20 protein-coding genes are annotated in these 22,431 nt (G+C 71.3%); 8 read left to right on the forward strand and 12 right to left on the reverse strand.

The genetic code is table 11. The annotated features are described in order from the left end of the window. Positions 1-158 precede the first annotated feature (158 nt). Genes OG974_RS26115 through OG974_RS26130 form a run of 4 tightly spaced genes read left to right on the forward strand, consistent with a single transcriptional unit; the run spans position 159 to position 6,816 of the window. Positions 159-1,484 carry a glycosyltransferase gene (locus OG974_RS26115; RefSeq protein ID WP_371644633.1) on the forward strand — a complete coding sequence of 442 codons (1,326 nt, stop codon included), beginning with the start codon at positions 159-161 and terminating at the stop codon, positions 1,482-1,484. After that, positions 1,481-3,172 (forward strand): ArnT family glycosyltransferase, encoded by a 1,692-nt coding sequence (locus OG974_RS26120; protein WP_371644635.1) that lies wholly within the window; start codon positions 1,481-1,483, stop codon positions 3,170-3,172. Before OG974_RS26115 ends, OG974_RS26120 begins: the two co-directional genes overlap by 4 nt. Positions 3,173-3,178: 6 nt before the next feature. Continuing rightward, positions 3,179-4,363 (forward strand): glycosyltransferase family 2 protein, encoded by a 1,185-nt coding sequence (locus OG974_RS26125; protein WP_328763470.1) that lies wholly within the window; start codon positions 3,179-3,181, stop codon positions 4,361-4,363. A 23-nt stretch (positions 4,364-4,386) separates the two neighbouring features. Then, entirely contained in the window at positions 4,387-6,816 is a 2,430-nt protein-coding gene (locus OG974_RS26130) for a galactose oxidase early set domain-containing protein (RefSeq protein ID WP_329314388.1), read from the forward strand. Positions 6,817-6,873: 57 nt separating this feature from the next. Here the strand turns inward: OG974_RS26130 and OG974_RS26135 are convergent, their stop codons facing one another. Continuing rightward, the gene (locus tag OG974_RS26135; protein ID WP_327285112.1) at positions 6,874-7,596 is read right to left on the reverse strand and encodes a hypothetical protein; all 723 of its coding nucleotides are present in this window, start codon (positions 7,594-7,596) and stop codon (positions 6,874-6,876) included. A gap of 201 nt (positions 7,597-7,797) precedes the next feature. Further along, complete coding sequence (locus OG974_RS26140; protein WP_327285113.1) at positions 7,798-8,493, reverse strand: hemolysin III family protein; 696 nt, start codon at positions 8,491-8,493, stop codon at positions 7,798-7,800. Positions 8,494-8,713: 220 nt separating this feature from the next. Between OG974_RS26140 and OG974_RS26145 the strand changes: the two genes are divergently transcribed. Continuing rightward, positions 8,714-10,546 (forward strand): phosphoenolpyruvate carboxykinase (GTP), encoded by a 1,833-nt coding sequence (locus tag OG974_RS26145; protein WP_327285114.1) that lies wholly within the window; start codon positions 8,714-8,716, stop codon positions 10,544-10,546. Between the two features lie 89 nt (positions 10,547-10,635). Here the strand turns inward: OG974_RS26145 and OG974_RS26150 are convergent, their stop codons facing one another. The 4 genes from OG974_RS26150 to OG974_RS26165 are packed head-to-tail and all read right to left on the reverse strand — an operon-like array spanning position 10,636 to position 15,112. Beyond that, positions 10,636-11,244: a hypothetical protein gene (locus OG974_RS26150; RefSeq protein ID WP_327285115.1), complete on the reverse strand. Its 609-nt coding sequence runs from the start codon at positions 11,242-11,244 to the stop codon at positions 10,636-10,638. Continuing rightward, entirely contained in the window at positions 11,231-12,841 is a 1,611-nt protein-coding gene (locus OG974_RS26155; protein WP_327285116.1) for a VWA domain-containing protein, read from the reverse strand. The genes OG974_RS26150 and OG974_RS26155 overlap by 14 nt, the downstream gene beginning before the upstream one ends. Beyond that, a complete protein-coding gene (locus tag OG974_RS26160) occupies positions 12,838-14,022 on the reverse strand; it encodes a toxic anion resistance protein (RefSeq protein WP_371644638.1) in 1,185 nt (394 codons plus the stop codon). The genes OG974_RS26155 and OG974_RS26160 overlap by 4 nt, the downstream gene beginning before the upstream one ends. 13 nt (positions 14,023-14,035) lie before the next feature. Continuing rightward, positions 14,036-15,112: a hypothetical protein gene (locus OG974_RS26165; protein ID WP_327285118.1), complete on the reverse strand. Its 1,077-nt coding sequence runs from the start codon at positions 15,110-15,112 to the stop codon at positions 14,036-14,038. A gap of 143 nt (positions 15,113-15,255) precedes the next feature. On the opposite strand from OG974_RS26165, the gene OG974_RS26170 reads away from it, so the two are divergent. Next, positions 15,256-15,675, forward strand: coding sequence for a hypothetical protein (locus tag OG974_RS26170; RefSeq protein WP_327285119.1), 420 nt, complete (start codon positions 15,256-15,258; stop codon positions 15,673-15,675). A 52-nt stretch (positions 15,676-15,727) separates the two neighbouring features. Here OG974_RS26170 and OG974_RS26175 read toward each other — a convergent pair whose 3' ends face one another. Continuing rightward, a complete protein-coding gene (locus OG974_RS26175; RefSeq protein ID WP_327285120.1) occupies positions 15,728-16,141 on the reverse strand; it encodes a hypothetical protein in 414 nt (137 codons plus the stop codon). A gap of 86 nt (positions 16,142-16,227) precedes the next feature. Beyond that, positions 16,228-17,439 (reverse strand): pyridoxal phosphate-dependent aminotransferase, encoded by a 1,212-nt coding sequence (locus OG974_RS26180; protein WP_327285121.1) that lies wholly within the window; start codon positions 17,437-17,439, stop codon positions 16,228-16,230. Positions 17,440-17,757: 318 nt separating this feature from the next. On the opposite strand from OG974_RS26180, the gene OG974_RS26185 reads away from it, so the two are divergent. After that, positions 17,758-18,234, forward strand: coding sequence for a macro domain-containing protein (locus OG974_RS26185; RefSeq protein ID WP_327285122.1), 477 nt, complete (start codon positions 17,758-17,760; stop codon positions 18,232-18,234). A 35-nt stretch (positions 18,235-18,269) separates the two neighbouring features. Here the strand turns inward: OG974_RS26185 and OG974_RS26190 are convergent, their stop codons facing one another. Then, complete coding sequence (locus OG974_RS26190) at positions 18,270-18,716, reverse strand: nitroreductase family deazaflavin-dependent oxidoreductase (protein ID WP_327285123.1); 447 nt, start codon at positions 18,714-18,716, stop codon at positions 18,270-18,272. A gap of 119 nt (positions 18,717-18,835) precedes the next feature. On the opposite strand from OG974_RS26190, the gene OG974_RS26195 reads away from it, so the two are divergent. Then, positions 18,836-19,393 carry a hypothetical protein gene (locus tag OG974_RS26195; RefSeq protein WP_371644641.1) on the forward strand — a complete coding sequence of 186 codons (558 nt, stop codon included), beginning with the start codon at positions 18,836-18,838 and terminating at the stop codon, positions 19,391-19,393. A 78-nt stretch (positions 19,394-19,471) separates the two neighbouring features. Here the strand turns inward: OG974_RS26195 and OG974_RS26200 are convergent, their stop codons facing one another. The 3 genes from OG974_RS26200 to OG974_RS26210 form a co-directional block, all read right to left on the reverse strand. Continuing rightward, positions 19,472-19,657: a hypothetical protein gene (locus OG974_RS26200; RefSeq protein ID WP_327285125.1), complete on the reverse strand. Its 186-nt coding sequence runs from the start codon at positions 19,655-19,657 to the stop codon at positions 19,472-19,474. A 116-nt stretch (positions 19,658-19,773) separates the two neighbouring features. Continuing rightward, a complete protein-coding gene (locus OG974_RS26205; RefSeq protein ID WP_328763481.1) occupies positions 19,774-20,784 on the reverse strand; it encodes a YdcF family protein in 1,011 nt (336 codons plus the stop codon). 62 nt (positions 20,785-20,846) lie between these two features. Beyond that, on the reverse strand, positions 20,847-22,418 hold the full coding sequence (locus tag OG974_RS26210) for a D-aminoacylase (protein WP_328763482.1): 1,572 nt from the start codon (positions 22,416-22,418) through the stop codon (positions 20,847-20,849). Positions 22,419-22,431: the final 13 nt, after the last annotated feature.

A 22,431-nucleotide genomic window follows, 5' to 3' on the forward strand; every position in this document is an offset into this window, starting at 1 on the left:
GTTTCATTTTCGCTGCCTAGTCTCGTGTCTGCGGGAGCAACGGGGGAGCCGCGGAGCAGGCGCACTGGGGGGTGCGCCCGAGGGGGAAGCAGGGGCAGGTGGGCCGGGGGGCCCACCTCGTCCCCTGGGGGGTTTTGATCGCCGCCTGGTGTCGCGGCATGTCTGTGGGGGATGTTTTGTACACCTCTGTCGTCATATCCTTGATTTCGCTTGCGCTGTTCTGGATGGCCGCGTTCACGCTGTGGTGGCAGATGCACGCGTGGCGCACGCCCGAGACGCTCGCCTCGACCCGGTTCGACCGCCCCGACGGTGAGGGCCGACTGGCCTTCTCGCTCCTCCTGCCGGCGCGGCACGAGCAGGCGGTCCTGCGGCAGACGATCGAGCGGCTGCTCGAATCGAGCCACGGCGACTACGAGATCATCGTCATCGTCGGCCACGACGACCCCGAGACCGCCGCCGTCGCCGAGGCCGCCGCGGCGCGGGCGTCCGAGCGCGTACGGGTCGTCGTCGACCACAACGAGACCAAGAACAAGCCGAAGGCCCTCAACACCGCCCTCCCGCACTGCCGGGGCGACATCGTCGGGGTCTTCGACGCCGAGGACCAGGTCCACCCCGAGCTGCTCGCCCATGTCGACCACGCCTTCCGCTCCACCGCGGCCGACGTGGTCCAGGGCGGGGTCCAGCTCATCAACTTCCACTCCAGCTGGTACAGCCTGCGCAACTGCCTGGAGTACTTCTTCTGGTTCCGCTCCCGGCTGCACCTGCACGCCGAGAAGGGGTTCATCCCGCTCGGCGGCAACACCGTCTTCGTCCGCACCGAGGTGCTCCGCGAGGCCGGCGGCTGGGACCAGAACTGCTTGGCCGAGGACTGCGACCTGGGCGTACGCCTGTCCTCGGTCGGCAAGAAGGTCGTCGTCGCCTACGACAGCGACATGGTCACCCGCGAGGAGACGCCCGGCTCGCTGATGAGCCTGCTCAAGCAGCGCACCCGCTGGAACCAGGGCTTCCTCCAGGTCTACCGCAAGAAGGACTGGCAGCGGCTGCCCGGCCGCGGCCAGCGCTGGCTGGCCCGCTACACACTGATGACTCCGTTCATGCAGGCGGCGTCCGGCGTGATCATCCCGCTCAACTTCGCCGTCGCGGTCCTCCTCGACGTTCCCGTCGGGATCGCGATCATCACTTTCCTGCCGATGATCACGGCGATGGTGACGTTCGTGTTCGAGATCGTCGGCCTGCACGACTTCGGCCGCCAGTACGGCCTGCGCGTCCGCTTCGTGCACTACCTCAAGCTCGTCGTCGGCGGCCCGTTCTACCAGGTGATGCTCGCGGGCGCGGCGATCCGCGCGGTCTGGCGCGAGCAGCGCGGCCGCAACGAGTGGGAGCTGACCAGCCACACCGGCGCCCACCTCGCTCCGATCGGCGCCACCGCCGGCGCGTCCGGCGCCGGCGTGTCCACCGCGATCCGAGAGGACAGCCACCAGTGACCGCCACCCTGCCCACGGCCACTGATCCCCAGTCCGGCGCGGCCACCGCAACCGCCACCGCCACCGCGCCCCCGATCCCGCAGCAGCGGACCCGGCCCGGCGGTCTCGGAGTCCGGCCGCCCGCCCCGGCCCACCCCCTCCTGCGCCTGCGGTCCTCCCGCCCCGACCTGCTGCTGTGCGGGGCGGTCCTGATCGCGATCGTCCTCGTCCAGGGCTGGAACATCACGCGGTTCCCGACCCTGAGCGACGACGAGGGCACCTACCTCGCCCAGGCGTGGGCCGTCCAGCAGGGCAACGGCCTGGCGCACTACACGTACTGGTACGACCATCCGCCGCTGGGCTGGATACAGATAGCCGGACTGACCTACCTGCCCTCCCTCTTCGTGCCCGACTGGATGACCGTCGCGCCGATGCGCTTTTCGATGGTCGCCGTGTCCGCCGTCAGCTCCGTGCTGATCTACGTCCTCGCCCGCCGGCTGTGGCTGCCGCGTTGGGCGTCCGGGCTCGCGATGGCCCTCTTCGGGCTCTCCCCGCTCTCCGTGGTGCTCCAGCGGGAGATCTTCCTCGACAACCTCGCCGTGATGTGGATCCTGCTGGCCTTCTGTCTGGCCGCGTCCCCCAGCCGCCACCTGTGGCACCACTTCGGGTCCGGACTTGCGGCCGCCACCGCCGTCCTGACCAAGGAGACGATGCTGGTGGTGCTCCCGGCGCTGCTGGTGACCATGTGGCGCCACAGCCACCGGGACACCCGCAAGTTCGCCGTCACCGGGGCCGTCACCGCCTGCGCGCTCATCGGACTCTCGTACCCGCTGTTCGCGCTGCTCAACAGCGAGCTGCTGCCCGGCGCCGGGCACGTTTCGCTGATCGACGGCATCACCTACCAGATGAGCCGGCCGGGGTCGGGCTTCATCCTCACCCCCGGTTCCGGTTCGAACGGGGTGTTCCGGTCGTGGCTGTACTACGACACGGTCCTGCCGCTCGGCGGGCTGGCCGGGGCGCTCCTGCTGATCGCCACCCCGCGCTGGTCCGTCACCGCCCGGGCGCTCGCCGGCCCGGCGCTCGCCGCCGTCCTCCTCGCGGCCGTCGCACTGAGGCCCTCCGGCTACCTGCCCGCGATGTACGTGATCCAGGCGCTGCCGTTCCTCGCGCTGGTCCTGGCCGGGGCCGCGGCCAGCGTCACGCACGCCGTGTTGCGCCGCCGCCGTACGCCCGGGGAGCGCCGGTCCCTCGTGTACGGGCGCCGGCTGCTGGTCGGCGCACTCGCCGCGGCGGCCGCGCTGTACGTCCTGCCGCGCTGGTACGACGGCGACCGCACCGCGCTCACGGCCGACGCGAACGCCCCGTACCGGCAGGCCGCCGCCTGGCTCGGCCGGGAGGTGCCCGATCCGGCCGGCACCCGGGTCCTCGTCGACGACGCGCTCTGGCTGGACGCCGTCCACGACGGCTTCGAGCCCGGGCTCGGCGCGATCTGGTTCTACAAGGCCGACCTCGACCCCGCCGTCACCAGGACGCTGCCGGGCGGCTGGCGGGACATCGACTACGTGGTCTCCTCGCCCACCGTCCGGCGGGACGCGGCGGACCTGCCCAATGTGAAGGCCGCGCTGGAGCATTCGGCCGTGGTGGCCGTCTTCGGCTCGGGCGAGGACCGCATCGAGATCCGCCGGACCGACCGAGTCGACGGGAGCTGATCCGCCATGAGCGAGGACCTGTGGACCCCACATGCCCTGAGCGATCCGGAACTAGCCATTCCGGAGCGCGGGGCGGCGGGCAGCGTCACCCTCGTCATCCCCACCTTCAACGAGGCCGGGAACATCGCCGAGTTGCTGGGCCGGCTCGCCGACGCGCTCCCCGCCCACCTGCCCTGCGAGGTCCTGTTCGTGGACGACTCCACGGACGACACCCCGGCCGTCATCGAGAAGGCCGCCCTCGACCTGCCCTTCCCGGTCGCCGTCCTGCACCGCGAGAGCGCCGACGGCGGCCTCGGCGGCGCCGTCGTCGAAGGCGTCAAGCGGGCGGACACCGACTGGATCGTCGTCATGGACGCCGACCTCCAGCACCCGCCGCACCTGGTGCCCGAACTCGTCGGGGAGGGCGAGCGCACCGGAGCCGACCTGGTGGTCGCCTCCCGCTACCTCCCCGGCGGCAGCCGGGCCGGGCTCGCCGGGAACTACCGCATTGCCGTCTCGCGCGGCGCGACCTGGCTCACGAAGGGGCTCTTCCCGCGCGCCCTGCGCGGGATCAGCGACCCGATGAGCGGCTTCTTCGCCGTGCGCCGCGCGGTCGTCACCGCGGACGCCCTCAAACCCCTCGGCTACAAGATCCTGCTGGAGCTGGCGGTGCGCTGCCGCCCCGCCGAGGTCGCCGAGGTGCCCTTCGTCTTCCAGGACCGCCACTCCGGCGAGTCCAAGTCCGGGCTCCGCGAGGGAATGCGCTTCCTGGCCCATCTCGCCGCCCTGCGCTCGGCGGCCCCACTGGCCCGGATGATCGGCTTCGGGCTGATCGGACTCTCCGGCTTCGTCCCGAACCTGTTCGCGCTGTGGCTGCTCACGCACGCCGGGATGCACTACCTGCCGGCCGAGATCGCCGCCAACCAGGCCGGGGTGCTCTGGAACTTCGCCCTCATCGAAGGGCTGCTCTTCCGCGACCGGCGCCGCCACCGCCACTGGGCGGACCGGGTCGGCCGGTTCGCCCTGCTGGCCAATGCCGACCTGCTGCTGCGCATCCCGCTGATCGCCCTGTTCGTCGCCAGGTTCGGCATGCAGGTGCTGCCCGCCACCGCTCTCGCCCTGGTCACCACCTTCGTCCTGCGGTTCGCGGCCACCGAGGCCCTCGTCTACCTACCGCGCAAGACGCGCACCGCACGTACCACCAGGAGCTGAGCCGCACAGAAGGGAACCCGTCCATGCCAGTGAACATCCGGCGGAAGGCCGGGCGGCGCGCCGCCGTGGCCGCCGTCGGGGCGATGACCGCGGGCCTGCTGCTCACCGCACCGCAGCAGGCCACGGCCGGACCGCCCAATCTGCTCACCAATGCCGGTTTCGAGACCGCCGGGGCGCCCGGCGACGACATGCCGTCCTGCTGGGAGAAGTCCGGCTGGGGCGACAACGACTTCACGTTCGCCACCGTCGCCGACGCGCACAGCGGCAGCAAGGCCATGAAGGTCTCGCTCACCCGCCGCCTGAGCGGCGACCGCAAGGCCCTCGTCACCGAGAACACCACCTGCGCCCCGACGGTCGTGCCGGGCAAGCAGTACGACCTGTCGGCCTGGTACAAGTCGAACACCCCGGACGTGTCGGTGACCGTGTTCCGCCACGACACCACCGCGGGCTGGCAGTACTGGACCGACCTGCAGAATCCGCCGGTCAGCGCCGGATGGGCGCGCACGGAGGTCCGTACGCCCGCCGTCCCGCCGGGCACCGACAAGATCACCTGGGGGATGTCGGTGTACGGGGTGGGCACGCTCACCACCGACGACTACGCGTTGGAGGAGGTGGGCGCCGCCCCTCCGCAGCCGGGGTGCACGGGCACCGCCGAGCAGTGCGCCAAGGGCAAGTGGGAGGTGATCCCGGCCAAGAACCCGGTCCGCTCGATGCACGCCGTCGTCCTGAAGAACGGCAAGGTGCTGCTGATCGCGGGCTCGGGCAACGACATCGCCCAGTTCAACGCGGGCACGTTCACTTCGGCCGTGTACGACCCGGCGAACGGGTCCTTCAAGACGATCCCGACGCCGGTGGACATGTTCTGCTCGGGGCACGTGCAGCTGTCGGACGGCCGGGTGCTCGTGATGAGCGGCAACAAGGGGTACCCGTCCGCCGACGGCAAGGTCGGCTACCAGGGGCTGAAGGACAGCTACGTCTTCGACCCGGCGACCGAGGCCTACACGAAGACCAACGACCTGAACGGGGGGCACTGGTACCCGTCGGCGACGGTCCTCGACAACGGTGACGTGATCTCCTTCGGCGGGCTGAAGGAGGACTCGACGGGCAACGTGACCGCGGAGCGGTTCTCGGCGGCGCAGGGCAAGTGGCTGCCGATGAACGAGGTCAACCAGACCTGGTCCTACTGGGGCCTGTACCCGTCGATGATCCTGATGCAGGACGGGCGGCTGTTCTACTCGGGCAGCCACACCTTCGGCAACGGCACCCAGGGCAGCGGTGCGTCGATCTACGACTACGGCGCGAACACGGTCACGGACGTGCCCGGGCTGCGCAAGAAGGACGAGCGCGACGAGTCGGCGAGCGTGCTGCTGCCGCCCGCGCAGGACCAAAGGGTCCTGACCATCGGCGGCGGCAACAACGAGTCCAACCCGGCGGCGAACCGGCTCACCGAGCTGATCGACCTGAAGGCGGCGAGCCCCGCGTACACCGCCGGCCCGGACCTGCCGCAGGGCCTGGTCGACGTGGGCGGCGTCAAACGGGCGCAGACCGGGGCCGAGGGCAAGATGTACGTGTCGGCCGTACTGCTGCCGGACGGCAAGGTGCTGGAGACCGGCGGCGGGCTGCACGACCGGGCCGACCCGGTGTACGAGGCCTCGTTCTTCGACCCGGCGACCAACACCTACAAGGCCGGGCTGCCGGCCGACCCGATCCCGCGGACGTACCACTCGGCCGGGTTCCTGCTGCCCGACGGGCGGGTCATGACGGTCGGCGACAACCCGGGCAACGGCACGTACAACAACAACGTGTCGATCTACACCCCGCCGTACCTCTTCAAGGGCGCCCGCCCGAAGCTCACCTCGGTGATCGACACGCAGTGGCTGTACGGGGACACGCAGCGGATCACCGTCGACCGGCCGATCGTCAAGGCGGAGTTGATCCGGCCGGCGGCGGTCACCCACTCCTCGGACCCGAACCAGCGGTTCGTGGACCTGCCGATGACGGTGGTCAACGACACGACCGTCGACCTCAACGTCACCAGCAACCCCAACCTGGCACCGCCGGGCTGGTACATGCTCTTCGGGGTCGACGCGAACGGCGTCCCGTCGGTGGCGACGTGGGTGCACCTGGGCGGCCCGTCGGCGCTCGCGGCGACGCAGGAGGCTCCGTCCCCGCACGTCCACGACTTCGCGGACGCGCCGCAGGCGGCCCCTCAGCAGAACCCCGGGGAGCGAGACTCGGTGCCCGTCGCCCCGACCGTGGCCGGCTGCGACCGGCACTACGGAACGGTCAACCAGTGCGTCCCGACGAACTTCCCTGCGGAGGTGAAGGAGACGACGAAGGCCCGCTGCGACTGGCTGGCCTCCCACCAGTACCCGAAGCGCATGAAGGTCAACGGCAGCGACCCACTGCGCCTGGACCCCGACGGCGACGGCTACGCCTGCGACAAGACCTAGCCTCCGCGGTACGGCCCTCCGCCCGCGCTCACCGCGCGGGCGGAGGCTCTGCCCGGCCTACTTCGGTATGACGCAGTTGAGGGTGACCTCCGCGCGGTTCGACTTCGTGTCGTCGCCGACGATCGTGATCTGGGCCGATCCGGAGAACTTGTCGGTCCCCTGGAGCGCGACGCCTTCCCAACGCATCATGGGGACGTCCTTGGTTCCCGCCTCGGTGAAGGTCAGGGGCAGGACGCCGGAGACGGATCCGTCGCTGCGCACCCAGCGGTACTTGACCGTTCCGGGACCGGCCGCGGTGATCGTGCCGCCGAACGCCGGCTTGAGGCCCCCGGAGACGATGTCGCACGGTATGTTGCCCGTCTGGCCGAGGTAGCGGGCGGTCGCCGCGGTGACGTCGACCGGCTTCGTGGTGTCCGGCTTGGTGGTGTCCTCCTTGGCCACCGACGTGCACTGCACGGACGCGCCGCCGCGCTTCTGCTTGACCTGGTAGGTGGCGAACTTGACGTCATCGTCGACGAACTTGCCGTTGGACGCCACCCTGACCTCCTGCCGGTGCGTGCCATCGGAGATGATCACGCGTGCTCCGCCGCCGAACCCGGAGAGCTTCAGGTCGAAGGTGGGCTTGTTGTCCGCAGTGGGCGTGCCCTTGACCAGAGCACAGGCTCCTGCTGTCGGGACCGCGGTCGTGGAGCCCGGGGCGCCGAGCGCGCCGGTCGATCCCAGGGCGAGTACGGAAGCGGTGAGGGATGCGAGGCATGCGAAACGAAGGTGCCGGTTCATGGGGGTTCCTCTGGTACCTGACGCAACTGGCCGCGTCGGCCTGGCCGGACCTGCCCGGGACACGTCGCCCCTGAGACAGGTGGCCCCGCTGAGGCAGGTGCGCGCCACGTGGGCGTGGCCCCAGCAGGCCGCCGCGCGGGCCCCCCTCTTTCTCGACCATACGCCGCGCCCGGGTGGCTCGCCCGGGGAGCGGCCCGCGCCCTACGCGTGCCGGTAGGCGGCGAGCGAGATGCCGACGTAGTGCGCCACGAAGGCGGCCAGGGTCAGGGAGTGGAAGACCTCGTGGAAGCCGAAGAAGCGGGGGGAGGGGTTCGGGCGCTTGATGCCGTAGATGACGCCGCCCGCGCTGTAGAGCAGCCCGCCGACGATCACCAGGACCAGGACGGCGATGCCGCCGGTGTGCATGAAGTCCGGCAGGAAGAAGACCGCCGCCCAGCCCATCGCTATGTAGCAGGGGGTGTAGAGCCAGCGCGGGGCACCGACCCAGAAGACCCGGAAGGCGATGCCGGCCGCGGCCGCGATCCACACCGCCCACAGCAGCGTCCGTCCGGTGGAGGGCGGGAGCAGGAGCACGGTCAGCGGGGTGTACGTCCCCGCGATGATCAGGAAGATGTTGGCGTGGTCGAGGCGCCGCAGGATCGCCTCGCCCCGGGGGCCCCAGGTGCCGCGGTGGTAGACGGCGCTGACGCCGAACAGCAGGCAGGCCGTGAGGATGTACACCCCGCACGCGACCCGGGCCCGCGTCGACTCGGTGAAGGCCATCAGCGCCAGGCCCGCGACGATCACGGCGGGGAACATCCCGGTGTGCAGCCAGCCGCGCATCAGCGGCTTGGCTTCCGGTGCCTCGGTTGCGACCGGTACGGCGTCGACCGGCACGGCGGCGGCGTCAGAAGTCATGGCCGCCATGCTACCTACGGGTCCGTAGGTTTCCGTTAGTGCGCTTTACGGAAGATTGACGGGAGTGGCGATGCTCACGTGAGAGGCCCCCTGGACATATGCGCACATCCACCGGATGATCAGATGAGTGCGGTCGGCACCGGATGAGCGGAGCGCGAAGCGTCCGGGTCGCAGCCCCCACGGGGCAAACACCAAACACACCCCTCAACAAGGAGCAATCGTGGCGCGCGACAACGCGGCTCCCACCAGTCCGACCCTCCCCACCAACCATGGAGCACTGATCTCCTGGGTGGACGAGATCGCAGCGATCACCGAGCCCGACCGGGTCGTCTGGTGTGACGGTTCCGAAGCCGAGTACGAGCGCCTGTGCGAGGAGCTCGTCGCCAAGGGCACGTTCAAGAAGCTGGACGAGGGCAAGCGACCCAACTCGTACTACGCCGCCTCCGACCCGTCCGACGTCGCGCGCGTCGAGGACCGGACCTTCATCTGCTCCGAGAAGGAGGAGGACGCGGGCCCGACCAACCACTGGAAGGCCCCCGCGGAGATGAAGGACCTCTTCGCGGGAGAGAAGGGCATCTTCCGCGGCTCCATGAAGGGCCGGACGATGTACGTCGTCCCCTTCTGCATGGGTCCCCTCGGCTCCGAGCTCTCCGCGATCGGCGTCGAGATCACCGACTCCGCCTACGTCGCCGTCGCCATGCGCACCATGACCCGCATGGGCAAGCCCGTCCTCGACGAGCTCGGCACCGACGGGTTCTTCGTCAAGGCGGTCCACACCCTCGGCGCTCCGCTCGCCGAAGGCCAGGACGACGTGCCGTGGCCGTGCAACACCACCAAGTACATCTCGCACTTCCCGGAGACCCGCGAGATCTGGTCGTACGGCTCGGGCTACGGTGGCAACGCCCTGCTCGGCAAGAAGTGCTACGCCCTGCGCATCGCGTCCGTCATGGCCCGCGACGAGGGCTGGCTCGCCGAGCACATGCTGATCCTCAAGCTCACCCCGCCGCAGGGTGAGGCGAAGTACGTCGCCGCCGCGTTCCCGAGCGCCTGCGGCAAGACGAACCTGGCCATGCTGGAGCCCACGATCCCCGGCTGGACGGTCGAGACCATCGGCGACGACATCGCCTGGATGCGCTTCGGCGAGGACGGTCGCCTGTACGCGATCAACCCCGAGGCCGGCTTCTTCGGCGTCGCGCCCGGCACCGGCGAGCACACCAACGCCAACGCCATGAAGACGATGTACGCGAACACCGTCTTCACCAACGTGGCGCTCACGCCCGACGGCGGCGACGTCTGGTGGGAGGGCATGACCGAGGAGCCCCCGGCCGAGCTCATCGACTGGAAGGGCAACGCCTGGACCCCGGAGTCCGAGACCCCGGCCGCCCACCCCAACGCCCGCTTCGCCGTCCCGGCCTCCCAGTGCCCGACGATCGCCCCCGAGTGGGAGGACCCCAAGGGCGTCCCGATCTCCGCGATCCTCTTCGGCGGCCGCCGCGCCTCCGCGGTCCCGCTGGTCACCGAGTCCTTCGACTGGAACCACGGCGTCTTCATCGGCTCGAACATCGCATCCGAGAAGACCGCCGCCGCCGAGGGCAAGGTCGGCGAGCTGCGCCGCGACCCGTTCGCCATGCTGCCGTTCTGCGGCTACAACATGGGCGACTACATGGCCCACTGGATCAAGGTCGGCGCGTCCGCGGACGCCGCGAAGCTCCCGAAGATCTACTACGTGAACTGGTTCCGCAAGAACGACGCGGGCAAGTTCGTGTGGCCCGGCTTCGGTGAGAACAGCCGCGTCCTGAAGTGGATCGTCGAGCGCCTCGACGGCAAGGCCGAGGGCGTCGAGACCCCCATCGGCATCCTGCCGACCGTGTCCTCCCTGGACACCGACGGCCTGGACATCCCGGCCGCGGACCTGGACTTCCTCCTCACCGTCGACAAGGAGGTCTGGCGCGAGGAGGCCGCCCTGGTCCCCGAGCACCTGAACACCTACGGCGACCACACTCCCAAGGAGCTGTGGGACCAGTACCACGCGCTCGTCGAGCGCCTGGGCTGACCGAGAACCGCCCCGGAGTCCGCTCCGGGTGCCTGAGTGTGGGAGCCCCCGACCAAGCGGTTCCCACCGCAGCACCGGCCGCGTGCCTGTCAGGAGTGTTGTCCGCGCTCCTCCAGGTAGGTCGTGTGCGTCTGCTGACGGCGGGCCTCCGTTTCACGGAGGTCCGCCGTCAGGCGTTCCGCCTCCTCGGACAGCAGCGACAGCTGCCGCTCCAGATGGCGTTCCGGCGACTCCCCGCCCGGGGTGAGCCGGGTCCACCAGCGCGTCCGGTTGTACGTGTCCACGCACTCCGGCACGTCCAGCTCGATCGCCCGCGACAGTGCGTGCACCGACTCCGGGTCGGCTGCCAGGACATCGGCCACCCACCCCGGCTCCAGCAGCGCCCCGTACAGGTCCATCAGCTCCGCGAGCCGACCCTCGGCCGGAGCCGGTAGCTCCACCTCGGCCACGTACTCCCGCAGCCGGCCGAACCGCTCCCGTACGCCGCCCAGCTGCTCGGTGGGGCCCACGGGCTCGGGCGGCGCCGGTGGCTCCGGCGGGGCGATCAGCGCGCCCGCGCCGTACAGCCCGGCCACGACCAGCGGCCAGTACGTGCCGGCGACCCCGGTGACGGTCAGGCCCACCCCGACCAGTCCGCAGGCACTGCCCGCCAGGTTCTTCTTCGACTCCAGCCAGCCGAGCACCCTATTGGTAGCCACGGATCTCCTCGAAGGCGCCGTCCAGCGAACCGTTGCCGTCGGTGGCGTCGAAGAGCCGCCCGCCGGTCAGTTCTGTGATGTGGCCGAGCTCCTTGCGGTCCGAGTCCCCGAACAGCACCGCGAAGACCGGCGTGTGCTTCTGCGCGTCCGGCAGCCCGGCGTAGAAGGCGTCGAAGTCCTTGACCTTGTCGCCGCTCTGCCCGTCCGTCATCAGCACGATCGAGGTGAACGCGTCCGCGCCGCCCTTCCCGAGGTGCTCGTACGCGGCCTTCAGACTGCCGTACACCGCCGTACCCCCCTCCGGCCGCAGCGCGTTCACATCGCCCCGGATGGCGTCCAGCGCGGGCCCCGGAGCACCCGGCTCGACGACGTGCGTCAGCACTTCCTTCACCTTGTCGCCGAACGGCAGCAGCGTCACCTCCTCGCGGTCCCGGAACCGCTGCCCGGGCCCCGAACTGCCCGTCCCCGTCAACTCGGTGAGCGCCGAACGCAGCCGCCCGATGCGGTCCTCCTCCGCCATCGAGCCCGAGGTGTCCAGCACGTACACCGTGCGCGAGGGGCGGCGCAGCTCGTTCTCGTACGAGGCCAGCAGCCCGTCGGCGACCGACCGGGTGCCGGGGAACGGCAGCTCGCGCCGCTTGTCCGCGTTGAGCCCGGCGGCAGGCGCCACCCCGGCCGTCACCGGGCGGCGGAACGTCTTCTCGGTGATCGCCTTCTGGGCCTCGGCGCCGCTGAGGTAGTCGGTCAGCGCCCGTCCCGACTCGCGGGCCCCGGCAGGGGCCGAGGTCAGCAGGGTCAGTGGGTAGTGGGCGGTGACCACCCCGTCGCGCGGCCGGATCACCGTCAGGTCCGTCTTCGCGTCCCGGTTCATCGACAGCAGCACGGACTCGTAGTTGACGACGGCGTCCACGTCCCCGCGCTTGGCGTACGCGGCGGCCAGCCAGCCGGAGGAGCCCGAGGTCAGCTTCTGCCCGGCGAAGAACTCCTTCAGCTTGGGCTGCGCCGTCTTCACGTCCGCGTCGGTCAGCGCCGCCTGCGCGCCCGACAACCCCGAGGCCACCGAGATCAGCGCGGAGAAACCGGAGTTGGAGCGCACCGGGTCGGTCATCCCGTACGTCAGCTTCCCGGCGGCGACGGCCTCGTGCACCGCCGACCAGGTGACCTCCTCCGGCTTCCAGCCGAGCCGGGCCAGCGCCTGCGCCCGTATGCCGAGCGCGACCGGCGAGGACATCACCGACGTCTCGCTGCTGAGCTTGCCGGCGGCCTCGGGCCGCAGCCGCAGATAGTCGTTGGAGGACAGCCAGATCGCGTCGTACTTGCCGTCGGCCTTCCCGGAGGCGACCTGCTCGGCCGCGTCCAGGGTGCCGGACCAGGTGAGCTCGACGCTGATCCCGGTGGCGGCCTTCGCGGCCTTCAGCACCGGCTCCATGTCGGCCAGTTCGCTGGAGGCCAGGACCCGCAGTCTGCCCTCCTGGTAGGTCGCCCCCTTGGGCTTCGCGGGCCCCTCGGAGGTGCAGGCCGAGGCCCCGAACAGGGTCGCGGTGAGCGCGATGGCCGCGGCCAGCCTTCTGCGCAGGGATGCGGTACGGACGTTCACTGGAGCCCGCCTTCCAGGACACCGGAGGTGCGGGTACGGGCCAGGTGGGCCGAGGCGGACCGCAGCTCGCCGGTCAGGGACTCGACGGTGGCGGCCATGTTCTCGGTGGCCTGCGCCTTGAAGGTGTCGATCGCGTCCAGCGTCCGGTAGATCTGCGCGAAGGCCGTACGCAGCGTCTCCGCGCCCACCGCCGGGTTCGCGGCGATCCGCTGGATCTCCCCGCTCTGCGAGGACAGCATCTCCGCATTGCCCAGGATCAGGCCCTCGGTGGCCCCTTGCAGAGCGTTGACCTGCTCGATCACCGCACCCTGCCGTTCCAGGGCCGAGGCCAGCATCACGGCGATCCGCAGTGCGGAGACGGTGGTGGTGGCGGCCCGGTCGACGCCCTTGATCAGCTCGTCGTTGTTGCGGCGGACCACGTCCATCGCCAGGTAGCCCTGCGCGCACACCGCCAGCTGGGTCAGCAGGTCCTGGTGCTTCTGCCGGACCGGGAAGAGGAGGTCGGCGCGCATCACGTCGGCCGCCTGCGGGTCCGTGTGCTGCGACTCGGCGATCCGTTGCTCGACGGCCGCATCGAGGGCCTCGGTGAGGACCGCGTACTCCTGGAGCTTGCCCATGGTCTCCCACAGGCGTGCCCGCTCGGTGTGCAGGGCCGCGTTGTCGCGGCGCAGCTCGTCCTGGCCGCCGCGCAGCGCGCCCACGATCTTGTTGAGGGTGGTCTGCGAGGAGGCGTACTTGGCCACGCGGTCGCGGAACCGGTTGCCACCGGGCAGCTTCGCCAGGAGCGCCTTGACGCCCTTGGCGGGCGCGTCACGCGGGTCGAGGTCCTCCACGGTGCGGCGCAGCTCGACCAGCGAGCCCGCGACCCGGGCCTGGGCGTCGCCGCCGTCGGAGCCGAGGGACCGCACGGCGCGGTCGAGCATCCGGTTGGACTGCTGGGCGGCGCTGCGGATGTCGGCGGAGCCGAGACCGGAGATCTCGCCGACGCGGCCCGCGAACTCGGGGGAGCGGGTGTCGATCCCGGCGAGCGAGCCGATGTACTCCCCGGCCCGGCGGGCCATCTCCTCGTGCACCCCGTCCTGGAGCGGTACGAGGCCCGAGGCCTGCTCCCGCTTGACGGGGGCGACGGGTTCGGGAGCGGTGAGGACGAGCGGGCTCTCCTCGGGCGGAGTCAAAGTCATGTGGATGGTCCCCCTAGCCCTTGGCGCGCTCGGCCAGCGCCATGAGGATCTTGACGGTGGGTGCGCTGATCTGGCGGATGCCGGTCAGCTCCGGGTTGAGGTACGCGGCGTGTGCGGCGGTGGCCGCGGTGAACTCGGGCACGCCGTTCTGCGGCCGGAACCCGTGCCGGACGGCCAGCTCGCGCAGCTTCGGGTCGGTGGCGAGGAGGTTGCCGAGCTCCTTGGCGTCCTCGCTGATCGGCACGAAGGTGTGCGGGGAGTTGACGGTGGTGTCCGGGTAGAGCACGACCATGTCGCCCGGCGCCTGCTTCTGCTGGAGCAGGGCCGCCACCTGGGACTCGTACGCGAGGATCAGCGGTTCACCGCTGCCGGAGATGAAGGCCCGGAACGGATCGTCGGTGCTCGGTTCCAGGGCGCCCTGGACGGAGATCAGCTTCTGCATCAGGGGCGCGGTGCGGTCGATGCCGGCTTGGTCGGAGACCACGTTGTTGCCGTTGGCGACGTTCGAGGTGGCGGCCAGGAACAGGGCCCCGGAGTTGGACGTCGCCGGGTCGGTGGTCTTGATGAACACGGTGCCCGTCAGCTCGGCGTAGGCGCCGGAGCCGGACAGCTGCTGCCAACTGCGCTTCTCGTCGGCGGCCTTGAGGTAGGGGCCCATGAAGAGGGTCCCCCAGTTCTTGCCGGTCATCTTGGCGAGGTTGTTGTCGGCGAGCACCTTGGCGGCGTTGGAGCGGGCGATGACCACGAGCGGGGAGAAGAAGGGCTTGGTGGTCTGGGCGCCCTTGACGCCGGCCGCGGCCTCGATCTCCGGAGCGGGCTCGCTGCTGCTGGGGAAGGCGAAGTCGAAGTCCTTGAGGGCGAGTTGGTCCATCGCCCAGGAGCCGGACGTTTCGGTCTTCACGGTGTAGCCCTTGTCGGCCAGGGCTTTGACGACGTCGGGGTCGCGGAAGTATTCGGACTTCTCGGAGCCGATGACGCCTTTCACGGTCTTCGTTGCCGTGTGTGGCGGCTCGTCTCCTCCGGCGAGCAAGATGGCGGCCACGCCACCGAGGAGGAGGACCGCCAGGGCGATTCCTAGGATGCGTCTCACGGGTGCAGCGTGCTCGCGGAAACCCACATTCCGCGCGAAGTCGCATGAACGTCAGGTGTCCAGGCGGTCCCACTTCGAAATGCTGTGTGGATCGGCCGGTGCTGGCAGGCGGGGCGGCGGGCCGGGAGGATCGTCACATGGGCGTGAGCGCGTTGAAGTGGCAGGGCTGGGTGGTCGGCCTGACGGTCCTGGCCGGCCTGCTGGTGTTCGCCCCGCTGGGCCTGTACGTGTGGGCCAGCGGCGAGCCGGGCGCGGCGCCGCCGCGGCCCGCGGTGGACGACGTACGGGTCACCGGGTGCCGGGTCGACGCCGGGAGCCGGCGGGTGGTCGCGGCGGTGGAGGTGGCGGGGCGGCCCGGGGGGACCGGCGCGTACGTCGTCACGGTGGAGTTCCGTGAGGAGGCGGATGCGGAGCCGGGCGGCCGGGCGGCCCAGGCGCTGGTGAGGGTCCCGGGCGTGGTCCCGGGCGCGACGGAGCGCGGTGAGGCGGTCGGGCCGGTGTGGCCGGTCGCGACCGTGCCGTGGTGCGGCATCGCGGCCGCGGAGTTCACGCGGACCCCGTAAGCCGGGGGATGGCGCCCGGTCCGGAGCCTCCGCGGCCCCGGACCGGGGCCGGTCAGAGGCTGCCGGCCAGGTTCTGCGAGGCCAGGGCGGCGGCGTGGGCGTCCATGCGCTCGGCGGCGAGGATCGCGACGGTGGTGTCGGCGCGGGACGCGGCGACGACCAGCGCGCGGCCGGCGAGGTCATGGGCCCGCTGGTGCAGGGCGGTGAGGCCGGCGGTGTCGTTGACGTCGGCGTGCGGCGCACGGGCGGGCTCGGAGCCGCGCAGCCGCGTCACCTGCGCGGCGATGCGGGCGGCGGCGCCGTCGAGGCCGAGCTCGTCGGTGACGGCGAGCAGGGCCGCCAGGTGGCCGCCGAGCTGGGTGTCCAGCGCTTCGGCGCGGCTGCTCCGTGGGTAGCCGGCATGGTTGTCGGATGGGTGGCCGCCCATGCGGTGGACGACCGACTTGGTGCGGATCGGCTCGTACATGAGGAGGCCTCCTGCGTGGTCAGGAGGCCATCCTACATTGGATCGGTTCTAAAGTTGTGCTCGATCCGGTATCTGGGATGCGGGGGCTAGGGCTGGCCGTACCCGTCGAGGAACTTGCCGATGCGGGTCACGGCGTCCGCCAGGTCCTTGGCGTTCGGCAGCGTCACGATGCGGAAGTGGTCGGGCTCAGGCCAGTTGAAGCCCGTGCCGTGGACCACCATGATCTTCTCGGCCCGCAGTAGGTCGAGGACCATCTGGCGGTCGTCCTTGATCTTGTAGACGGCCGGGTCGAGCTTCGGGAAGAGGTACAGCGCGCCCTTGGGCTTCACGCAGGTGATGCCCGGGATCTGCGTCAGCAGGTCGTACGCCGTGTCGCGCTGCTCCAGCAGCCGCCCGCCCGGCAGCACCAGGTCGTTGATCGACTGCCGGCCGCCGAGGGCGGTCGCGACGGCGTGCTGCGAGGGCATGTTCGCGCACAGCCGCATGTTGGCCAGGATCGTCAGGCCCTCGATGTACGACGAGGCGTGCTTCTTGGGGCCGCAGACCGCCATCCACCCGGCCCGGTAGCCGGCGACGCGGTAGTTCTTGGACAGCCCGTTGAAGGTGAGCGTCAGTAGGTCGGGCGCAATGGTGGCGGTGTTGGTGTGCGTGGCGCCGTCGTACAGGATCCGGTCGTAGATCTCGTCGGAGCAGACGACCAGGTTGTGGCGGCGCGCGATGTCGGTGAGCCCGCGCAGCATCTCGTCGTCGTAGACGGCGCCGGTCGGGTTGTTCGGGTTGATGATCACGATCGCGCGGGTGCGGTCGGTGACCTTGCGCTCGATGTCGGCCAGGTCCGGCATCCAGTCGGACTGCTCGTCGCAGCGGTAGTGCACGGCCGTGCCGCCGGCCAGGGAGACGGAGGCGGTCCACAGCGGGTAGTCCGGCGCGGGGACGAGGACCTCGTCGCCGTCGTCGAGCAGCGCCTGCATCGACATCTGGATCAGTTCGGAGACGCCGTTGCCGAGGTAGATGTCCTCGACGTCCAGCTCGATGCCCTTGGTCTGGTAGTGCTGCATGACCGCGCGGCGCGCGGAGAGCAGCCCCTTCGCGTCCCCGTACCCGTGGGCGTTGCCCAGGTTGCGGAGCATGTCCTCAAGGATCTCCGGCGGGCACTCGAAGCCGAAGGCCGCGGGGTTGCCGGTGTTCAGCTTGAGGATGCGATGACCTGCTGCTTCGAGCCGCATCGCCTCTTCGAGGACGGGGCCGCGGATCTCGTAGCAGACATTGGCGAGTTTCGTTGACTGGATCACCTGCATGACGGGAGCTTACGGGCCCGGCGGCCGGTCCGCCGGGCTATTCGGAACGGGACTAGGGGGTGGGATATGTCCTGTTTCGCGCGATGAGAGGGTGTCGGTGCGGTCCACCCTTGGAAACGGCGGCCACCGCGGCGTTCCGGCCTGCGGAATGGGTGAGTCCACGGGTGCGGGGGAGTAACGGTGTTGCGCTCGTCACTTCGGGGAGCCCGCGGTCGGCGCGGGGCGGGGCCGGCCGGCGGCCACGCACGACCCGGTTGTCAGTGCCTGCCCGTACGGTCGTGGGTGGGGAGAGTCGCTGGTGGGGGAAAGGGGCGGGGCATGGAGCAGCTGAGGATCATCGCGGGGGACGCGACCAGTCCGCAGGCCAAGGGGCCGAAGATCATCGCGCACGTGTGCAACGACATCGGAGGGTGGGGCAAGGGCTTCGTGGTGGCCCTCTCGAAGCGCTGGCCCGAGCCCGAGAAGGAGTTCCGGGCCTGGCACCGGCGCCGCAGCGGCAACGACTTCGGGCTGGGCGCCGTCCAGCTGGTCCGGGTGCGGGAGGACGTCTGGGTGGCCAACATGGTCGGCCAGCGCGGCATACGCACGGGCAGCGGCGGCCCCCCGATCCGCTACGACGCGGTGGAGCGCTGCCTCGCGGCCCTCGCGGGGCACGCGCTCGAACTGGGCGCCTCGGTCCACATGCCGCGCATCGGCTGTGGCCTGGCCGGCGGCACGTGGTCCCGCATCGAGCCGCTGGTCACCGGGGCTCTGTGCGCCCGGGATGTCGCGGTGACGGTCTATGACGTCGCCTGAGGGCCGGCCCGGCCGCCGCCCGTGGGGGTCGGGCGCTACGGGGTGATGATCACCAGGGGGATCTCCCGGGGGGCCGCGGCGCTGCGGTAGTCGTCGAAGAGGGGCCACAGGGCCGTCATCGCCGGCCAGTAGACGTCCCGCTCCGCCGGGCACGCCGTACGGGCCGTGGCCCGGAACACCGCCGCGCCGACCTGGAGGCGGACCTCGGGGTGGGCCGTCAGGTTCCGGTACCAGGCCGGGTGCTCCGGGGCGCCCCAGTCGGCGGCGAGCACGATGTGCCGGCCCTCGTCCGTCGAGTAGATCAGCGGGGTCCGGGCGGTGCGGCCCGTGGCCCGGTCGAACGTGGTGAGCAGGAGTGTGGGGACCCCGTGCCAGAGGTGGCCGTCGAGTCCGCCGGTCGCCACGTAGTCCTGTACGTGGTCCCGTTCGCGGCCCGGCTTCGGGTCGGTGGGGTGGTCCCAGTCGATGGTGATCGTCTGCATGGCGGTGCCTCCGAAATCAGACCCCCCACGCGGCTTAACGATCCTTCACCGATTCTGGATGCGGCCGGCCCGGGGCGCGCGCTTTGTGGCTCATGATCACCATCGGTGATCATGTGTCCATGACAAGGGAAAAGACGGGTCGCATCATCGGGGCGACCTTCGGGCTCGCCTTCATCCAGGTGAACGCGGCAGCCCTGCCGACGGCGGCCGCCATCCCGCTGCGGGTGCTCGCGCTGATCGCCTTCCTGGCCGTGTTCCGCGGGGTCCGCCGCAGCCCCGCGCCCCGGCCGGACAGGCCCGAGGGCGCCGTGGCGCGGTCGTACTTCGGCCGGCGCTACGTGTACGTGGTGGGCGCCGAAGTGCTCGTCGCCGCGGCCGGGATCCTCGTCATCAACGGCCCGCTGGACGCCCCGCACGCCGTGGTCGCCTGGGTCGCGCTCGCGGTCGGGCTGCACTTCTTCGGGCTCGCCGCCGTCTGGCGGACGGCGGCCCTGAACCGGCTGGCCGCCGCCATGTCCGCGTGCGGCGCCGCGGGCCTGGTGCTGGCCGCCCTCGGTTCCTCCCAGGCGGCCATCGCCGCCGTCGCGGGGATCCTCCCCGGGGCGCTGTTGCTCGGCTCGGTCTGGTGGAGCCTGCGCGCATCCGGCGTTCCCGCCACCGCGGGCAGTGCTTCGTAGCGGCATGCGTGTGGCCCCGGCCGGGGACCGACCCCGGCCGGGGCCGCCAGCAGCTTCCGTGCAGCGCCACCGCCCCCGTCAGGGCAGGTAGCGCTCGATGACCTGCGGACCCTCCTTCTCGATCAGCTGGCGCGCCTTTTCGAGCCGCTCCGGAGTCGGCTCCATCCCTCGCACCATCACGAGGTCCTCAGGGTCGTACGGCCGCTCCCCGCCGCTGTACAGCTTGGCCGGCCGCTTGGGCTGCTGGTCCGATTCACTGTCCATCGGTTACCTCCTCGGAATGCCCCCCGATCCCCTCATCCTCCGGCGGCGGCGCCAAGAACGCATGTCGGCCCCTCCCGCACGGTCCCGGGCCTCGAACCGGGCGCTACACCGGGGCGCTACACCGGGGCGATGGCCGCCGCGGTGGTCAGGGCGGAGATGGCCGCGCAGATGCCGAGGTTGACCGTCCGGTGTTCCCAGAACACCGCGACGAACTCGCGCAGGGTGGCGCTCGGCCAGAAGTACGTGGCGGTCGGGGAGCCCAGCACCTGCCCGTTGACCCCGGCCCTGCGGGCCGTCATCGCGGCCCGGAAGGCGTGGAAGTTGTTGGTGACGACCACGCAGCGGTAGCCGGGATCGGCCTCCGCCATGACCGTGCGGCTGAAGGCCAGGTTCTCCTTCGTCGTGCAGGAGCGGTCCTCCAGCCGTATCCGCTCCTCCGGGACGCCCCGCGCGATCAGCCAGTCGGCCATCGCCCGCGCCTCCGAGAGCTTCTCGTCCGTCCCCTGGCCGCCCGAGACCAGCAGCAGCGGCACCCGGCCGCCGCGGGCCACCTGGGCGGCGTGTATCTCCCGGCCCTTCTCCAGCCGGGAGGCCAGCAGTGGGGACACCCGCTCGCCGCAGATCAGGCCGGAGCCCAGCACCACCACGTAGTCGACGTCGCCGCGGACCGTGATCCGGCCGTAGAGGAAGGCGTAGACGAGGAAGCAGAGGAAGAGGAAGGAGACGTAGCCGACGAGCATGACCAGACCCGCCACCATCGTGTCCGCGACCCGGGAGCCCCGGCCGGCCACCCCGAGGACCAGCGCGATCAGCGCGAGGATCCCCAGGCCCGCCGCCATGGACAGCAGATTGGTCGGCCTGCGGCCCTCCTTGCGGACCATCGTCAGGCCGTTGCGGATCAGGTAGCCGGCGAGGACGAGCGTGCCGACCGTCGGCACCGTGAGCACCAGCAGCACCGCCATCGCGTCGAGCGGTGACGGCAGCGCGGGTATCTGGAACAACAGGCCGATCGACCCGCACATGAGGGTGAGGCCCAGGAGGACCGCGTTCCGGAAGCGCCGGCGGTCCTCCCGCACGCTCACGCAGAAGAGGAGGAAAAACAGCGCGGCGGGGACAAAGGCGAACATGCCGCCCATCGTAGGCGGACGCCTCGGATCGCCGACGCCCCCGACCCCAACGACCTGGCGCCTCAACGGCCGTGGTGCGGTGTCCTGCGGACCGCCCGGCCGGCCAGAACGTCCGTCCTGCGCCCGTCCCGCATCACGAACCGGCCGTCGATCAGCACGTGCGGGATACCGACCGGCAGTGCGCGCGGGCTCTCGTACGTGGATCCGGCCGCGACCGTGTCCGGATCGAAGAGGACGAGGTCGGCGCGGTACCCGGTGCGCAGCAACCCCCGGTCGGACAACCGCAGTCGGGCGGCCGGACGGCCCGCCAGGTGGGCCACGCACTCCTCCAGCGAGAGCACGCCGAGCTCGCGCACGTAGTGCCCGAGGTAGTGCGGGAAGGTCCCGTACGCCCGCGGATGCGGTTTCGCTCCCTGGAGGATGCCGTCGGAGCCGCCGGTGTGCACCCGGTGTCGCATGATCGCCCGGACGTTCTCCTCGTGGCCGACGTGCTGGAGGACCGTCGGCCCGAGCCGGTCCGCCAGCAGCAGCCGCCGGGCGCTCTCCCAGTCCCGCAGGCGCGTGCCGACGTACGCCCCGTGCGCGGGGTCCGCCGTCCCCGAGATCTCGATCGTCGTCCAGTCGACGGGGACGCCGTGGCAGCCGTCCGCCCCGGTCACCTCCAGCGCGTACCGGATCCGCTCGGCCTCGGCGTCGTCGCGCAGGCGGGCGAGTACGGCGCCGGGCCCGCCCTCGTGGGCCCAGCCCGGGAGGAGCGCGGCGAGGGTCGTGCAGCCGGGGGTGTACGGGTAGGAGTCGAGGGTGATGTCGGCCCCGGCGGCGAGGGCCCCGTCCAGGAGGGCCAGGAGTTCGCCCGCCCGGCCCTCGTTCTCCGCGAAGTTCATGGTGGCGTGCGCGAGGTGCAGGGCGCAGCCCGCCTCCCGGGCCAGCCCGATCACTTCGGCGTACGCGGCGAGCGCGCCGCGCCCGTACGAGCGGTGGTGCGGGCAGTAGTAGCCGCCGTACGCGGCCACCACCCGGCACAGCTCGGTCAGTTCGGCGTCGGACGCGTACATGCCCGGGGTGTAGGTCAGCCCGGAGGACATCCCGACGGCGCCCTGCGCGAGGCCCTCGGCGACGAGCGTGCGCATCCGGTCGAGCTCGGCGGGGGTGGCGGGGCGGTCGTCCCAGCCGAGGGCGTACGCGCGGACGGTGCCCTGGGGGACGAGGTACGCGGCATTGACGGCGATGCCGGTGCGGTCGAGCCGGTCCAGGTAGCCGCGCACGTCCCGCCAGTCGAACGCGATGTCGTCGCCCGTGCCGTTCCAGCCGGTGATCGCGGCCCGGACCCCGGCGAGGGTGCGGTCGTCGGCGGGCGCGTACGAGAGCCCGTCCTGGCCCAGGACTTCGAGGGTCACGCCCTGGGCGGCCTTGGCGCTGTGGTCCGGGTCGCGCAGCAGGGCGAGGTCGCTGTGCGCGTGCATGTCGACGAAGCCCGGGGCCAGGGCGAGACCGTGCGCGTCGACGTTCCGCAGGCCACCGCAGCGGATCCGGCCGATCTCGGCGATCCGGCCCTCGTGGACGCCCACGTCGGCGGTGTACGAGGGCCCGCCCGTGCCGTCGACGACGCGGGCCCCGTGGATGACCAGGTCCACCGGCGCGGCTGCG

Source organism: Streptomyces sp. NBC_00597, from assembly GCF_041431095.1.
Taxonomy (GTDB): domain Bacteria; phylum Actinomycetota; class Actinomycetes; order Streptomycetales; family Streptomycetaceae; genus Streptomyces.

Coding starts and splice junctions, on each gene's coding strand:
- OG974_RS26115 (WP_371644633.1), top strand. CDS start 159: ATGTCTGTGGGGGATGTTTTGTACACCTCTGTCGTCATATCCTTGATT.
- OG974_RS26125 (WP_328763470.1), top strand. CDS start 3,179: ATGAGCGAGGACCTGTGGACCCCACATGCCCTGAGCGATCCGGAACTA.
- OG974_RS26130 (WP_329314388.1), top strand. CDS start 4,387: ATGCCAGTGAACATCCGGCGGAAGGCCGGGCGGCGCGCCGCCGTGGCC.
- OG974_RS26135 (WP_327285112.1), bottom strand. CDS start 7,596: ATGAACCGGCACCTTCGTTTCGCATGCCTCGCATCCCTCACCGCTTCC.
- OG974_RS26140 (WP_327285113.1), bottom strand. CDS start 8,493: ATGACTTCTGACGCCGCCGCCGTGCCGGTCGACGCCGTACCGGTCGCA.
- OG974_RS26160 (WP_371644638.1), bottom strand. CDS start 14,022: ATGACTTTGACTCCGCCCGAGGAGAGCCCGCTCGTCCTCACCGCTCCC.
- OG974_RS26175 (WP_327285120.1), bottom strand. CDS start 16,141: ATGTACGAGCCGATCCGCACCAAGTCGGTCGTCCACCGCATGGGCGGC.
- OG974_RS26180 (WP_327285121.1), bottom strand. CDS start 17,439: ATGCAGGTGATCCAGTCAACGAAACTCGCCAATGTCTGCTACGAGATC.
- OG974_RS26185 (WP_327285122.1), top strand. CDS start 17,758: ATGGAGCAGCTGAGGATCATCGCGGGGGACGCGACCAGTCCGCAGGCC.
- OG974_RS26190 (WP_327285123.1), bottom strand. CDS start 18,716: ATGCAGACGATCACCATCGACTGGGACCACCCCACCGACCCGAAGCCG.
- OG974_RS26195 (WP_371644641.1), top strand. CDS start 18,836: ATGACAAGGGAAAAGACGGGTCGCATCATCGGGGCGACCTTCGGGCTC.
- OG974_RS26200 (WP_327285125.1), bottom strand. CDS start 19,657: ATGGACAGTGAATCGGACCAGCAGCCCAAGCGGCCGGCCAAGCTGTAC.
- OG974_RS26205 (WP_328763481.1), bottom strand. CDS start 20,784: ATGTTCGCCTTTGTCCCCGCCGCGCTGTTTTTCCTCCTCTTCTGCGTG.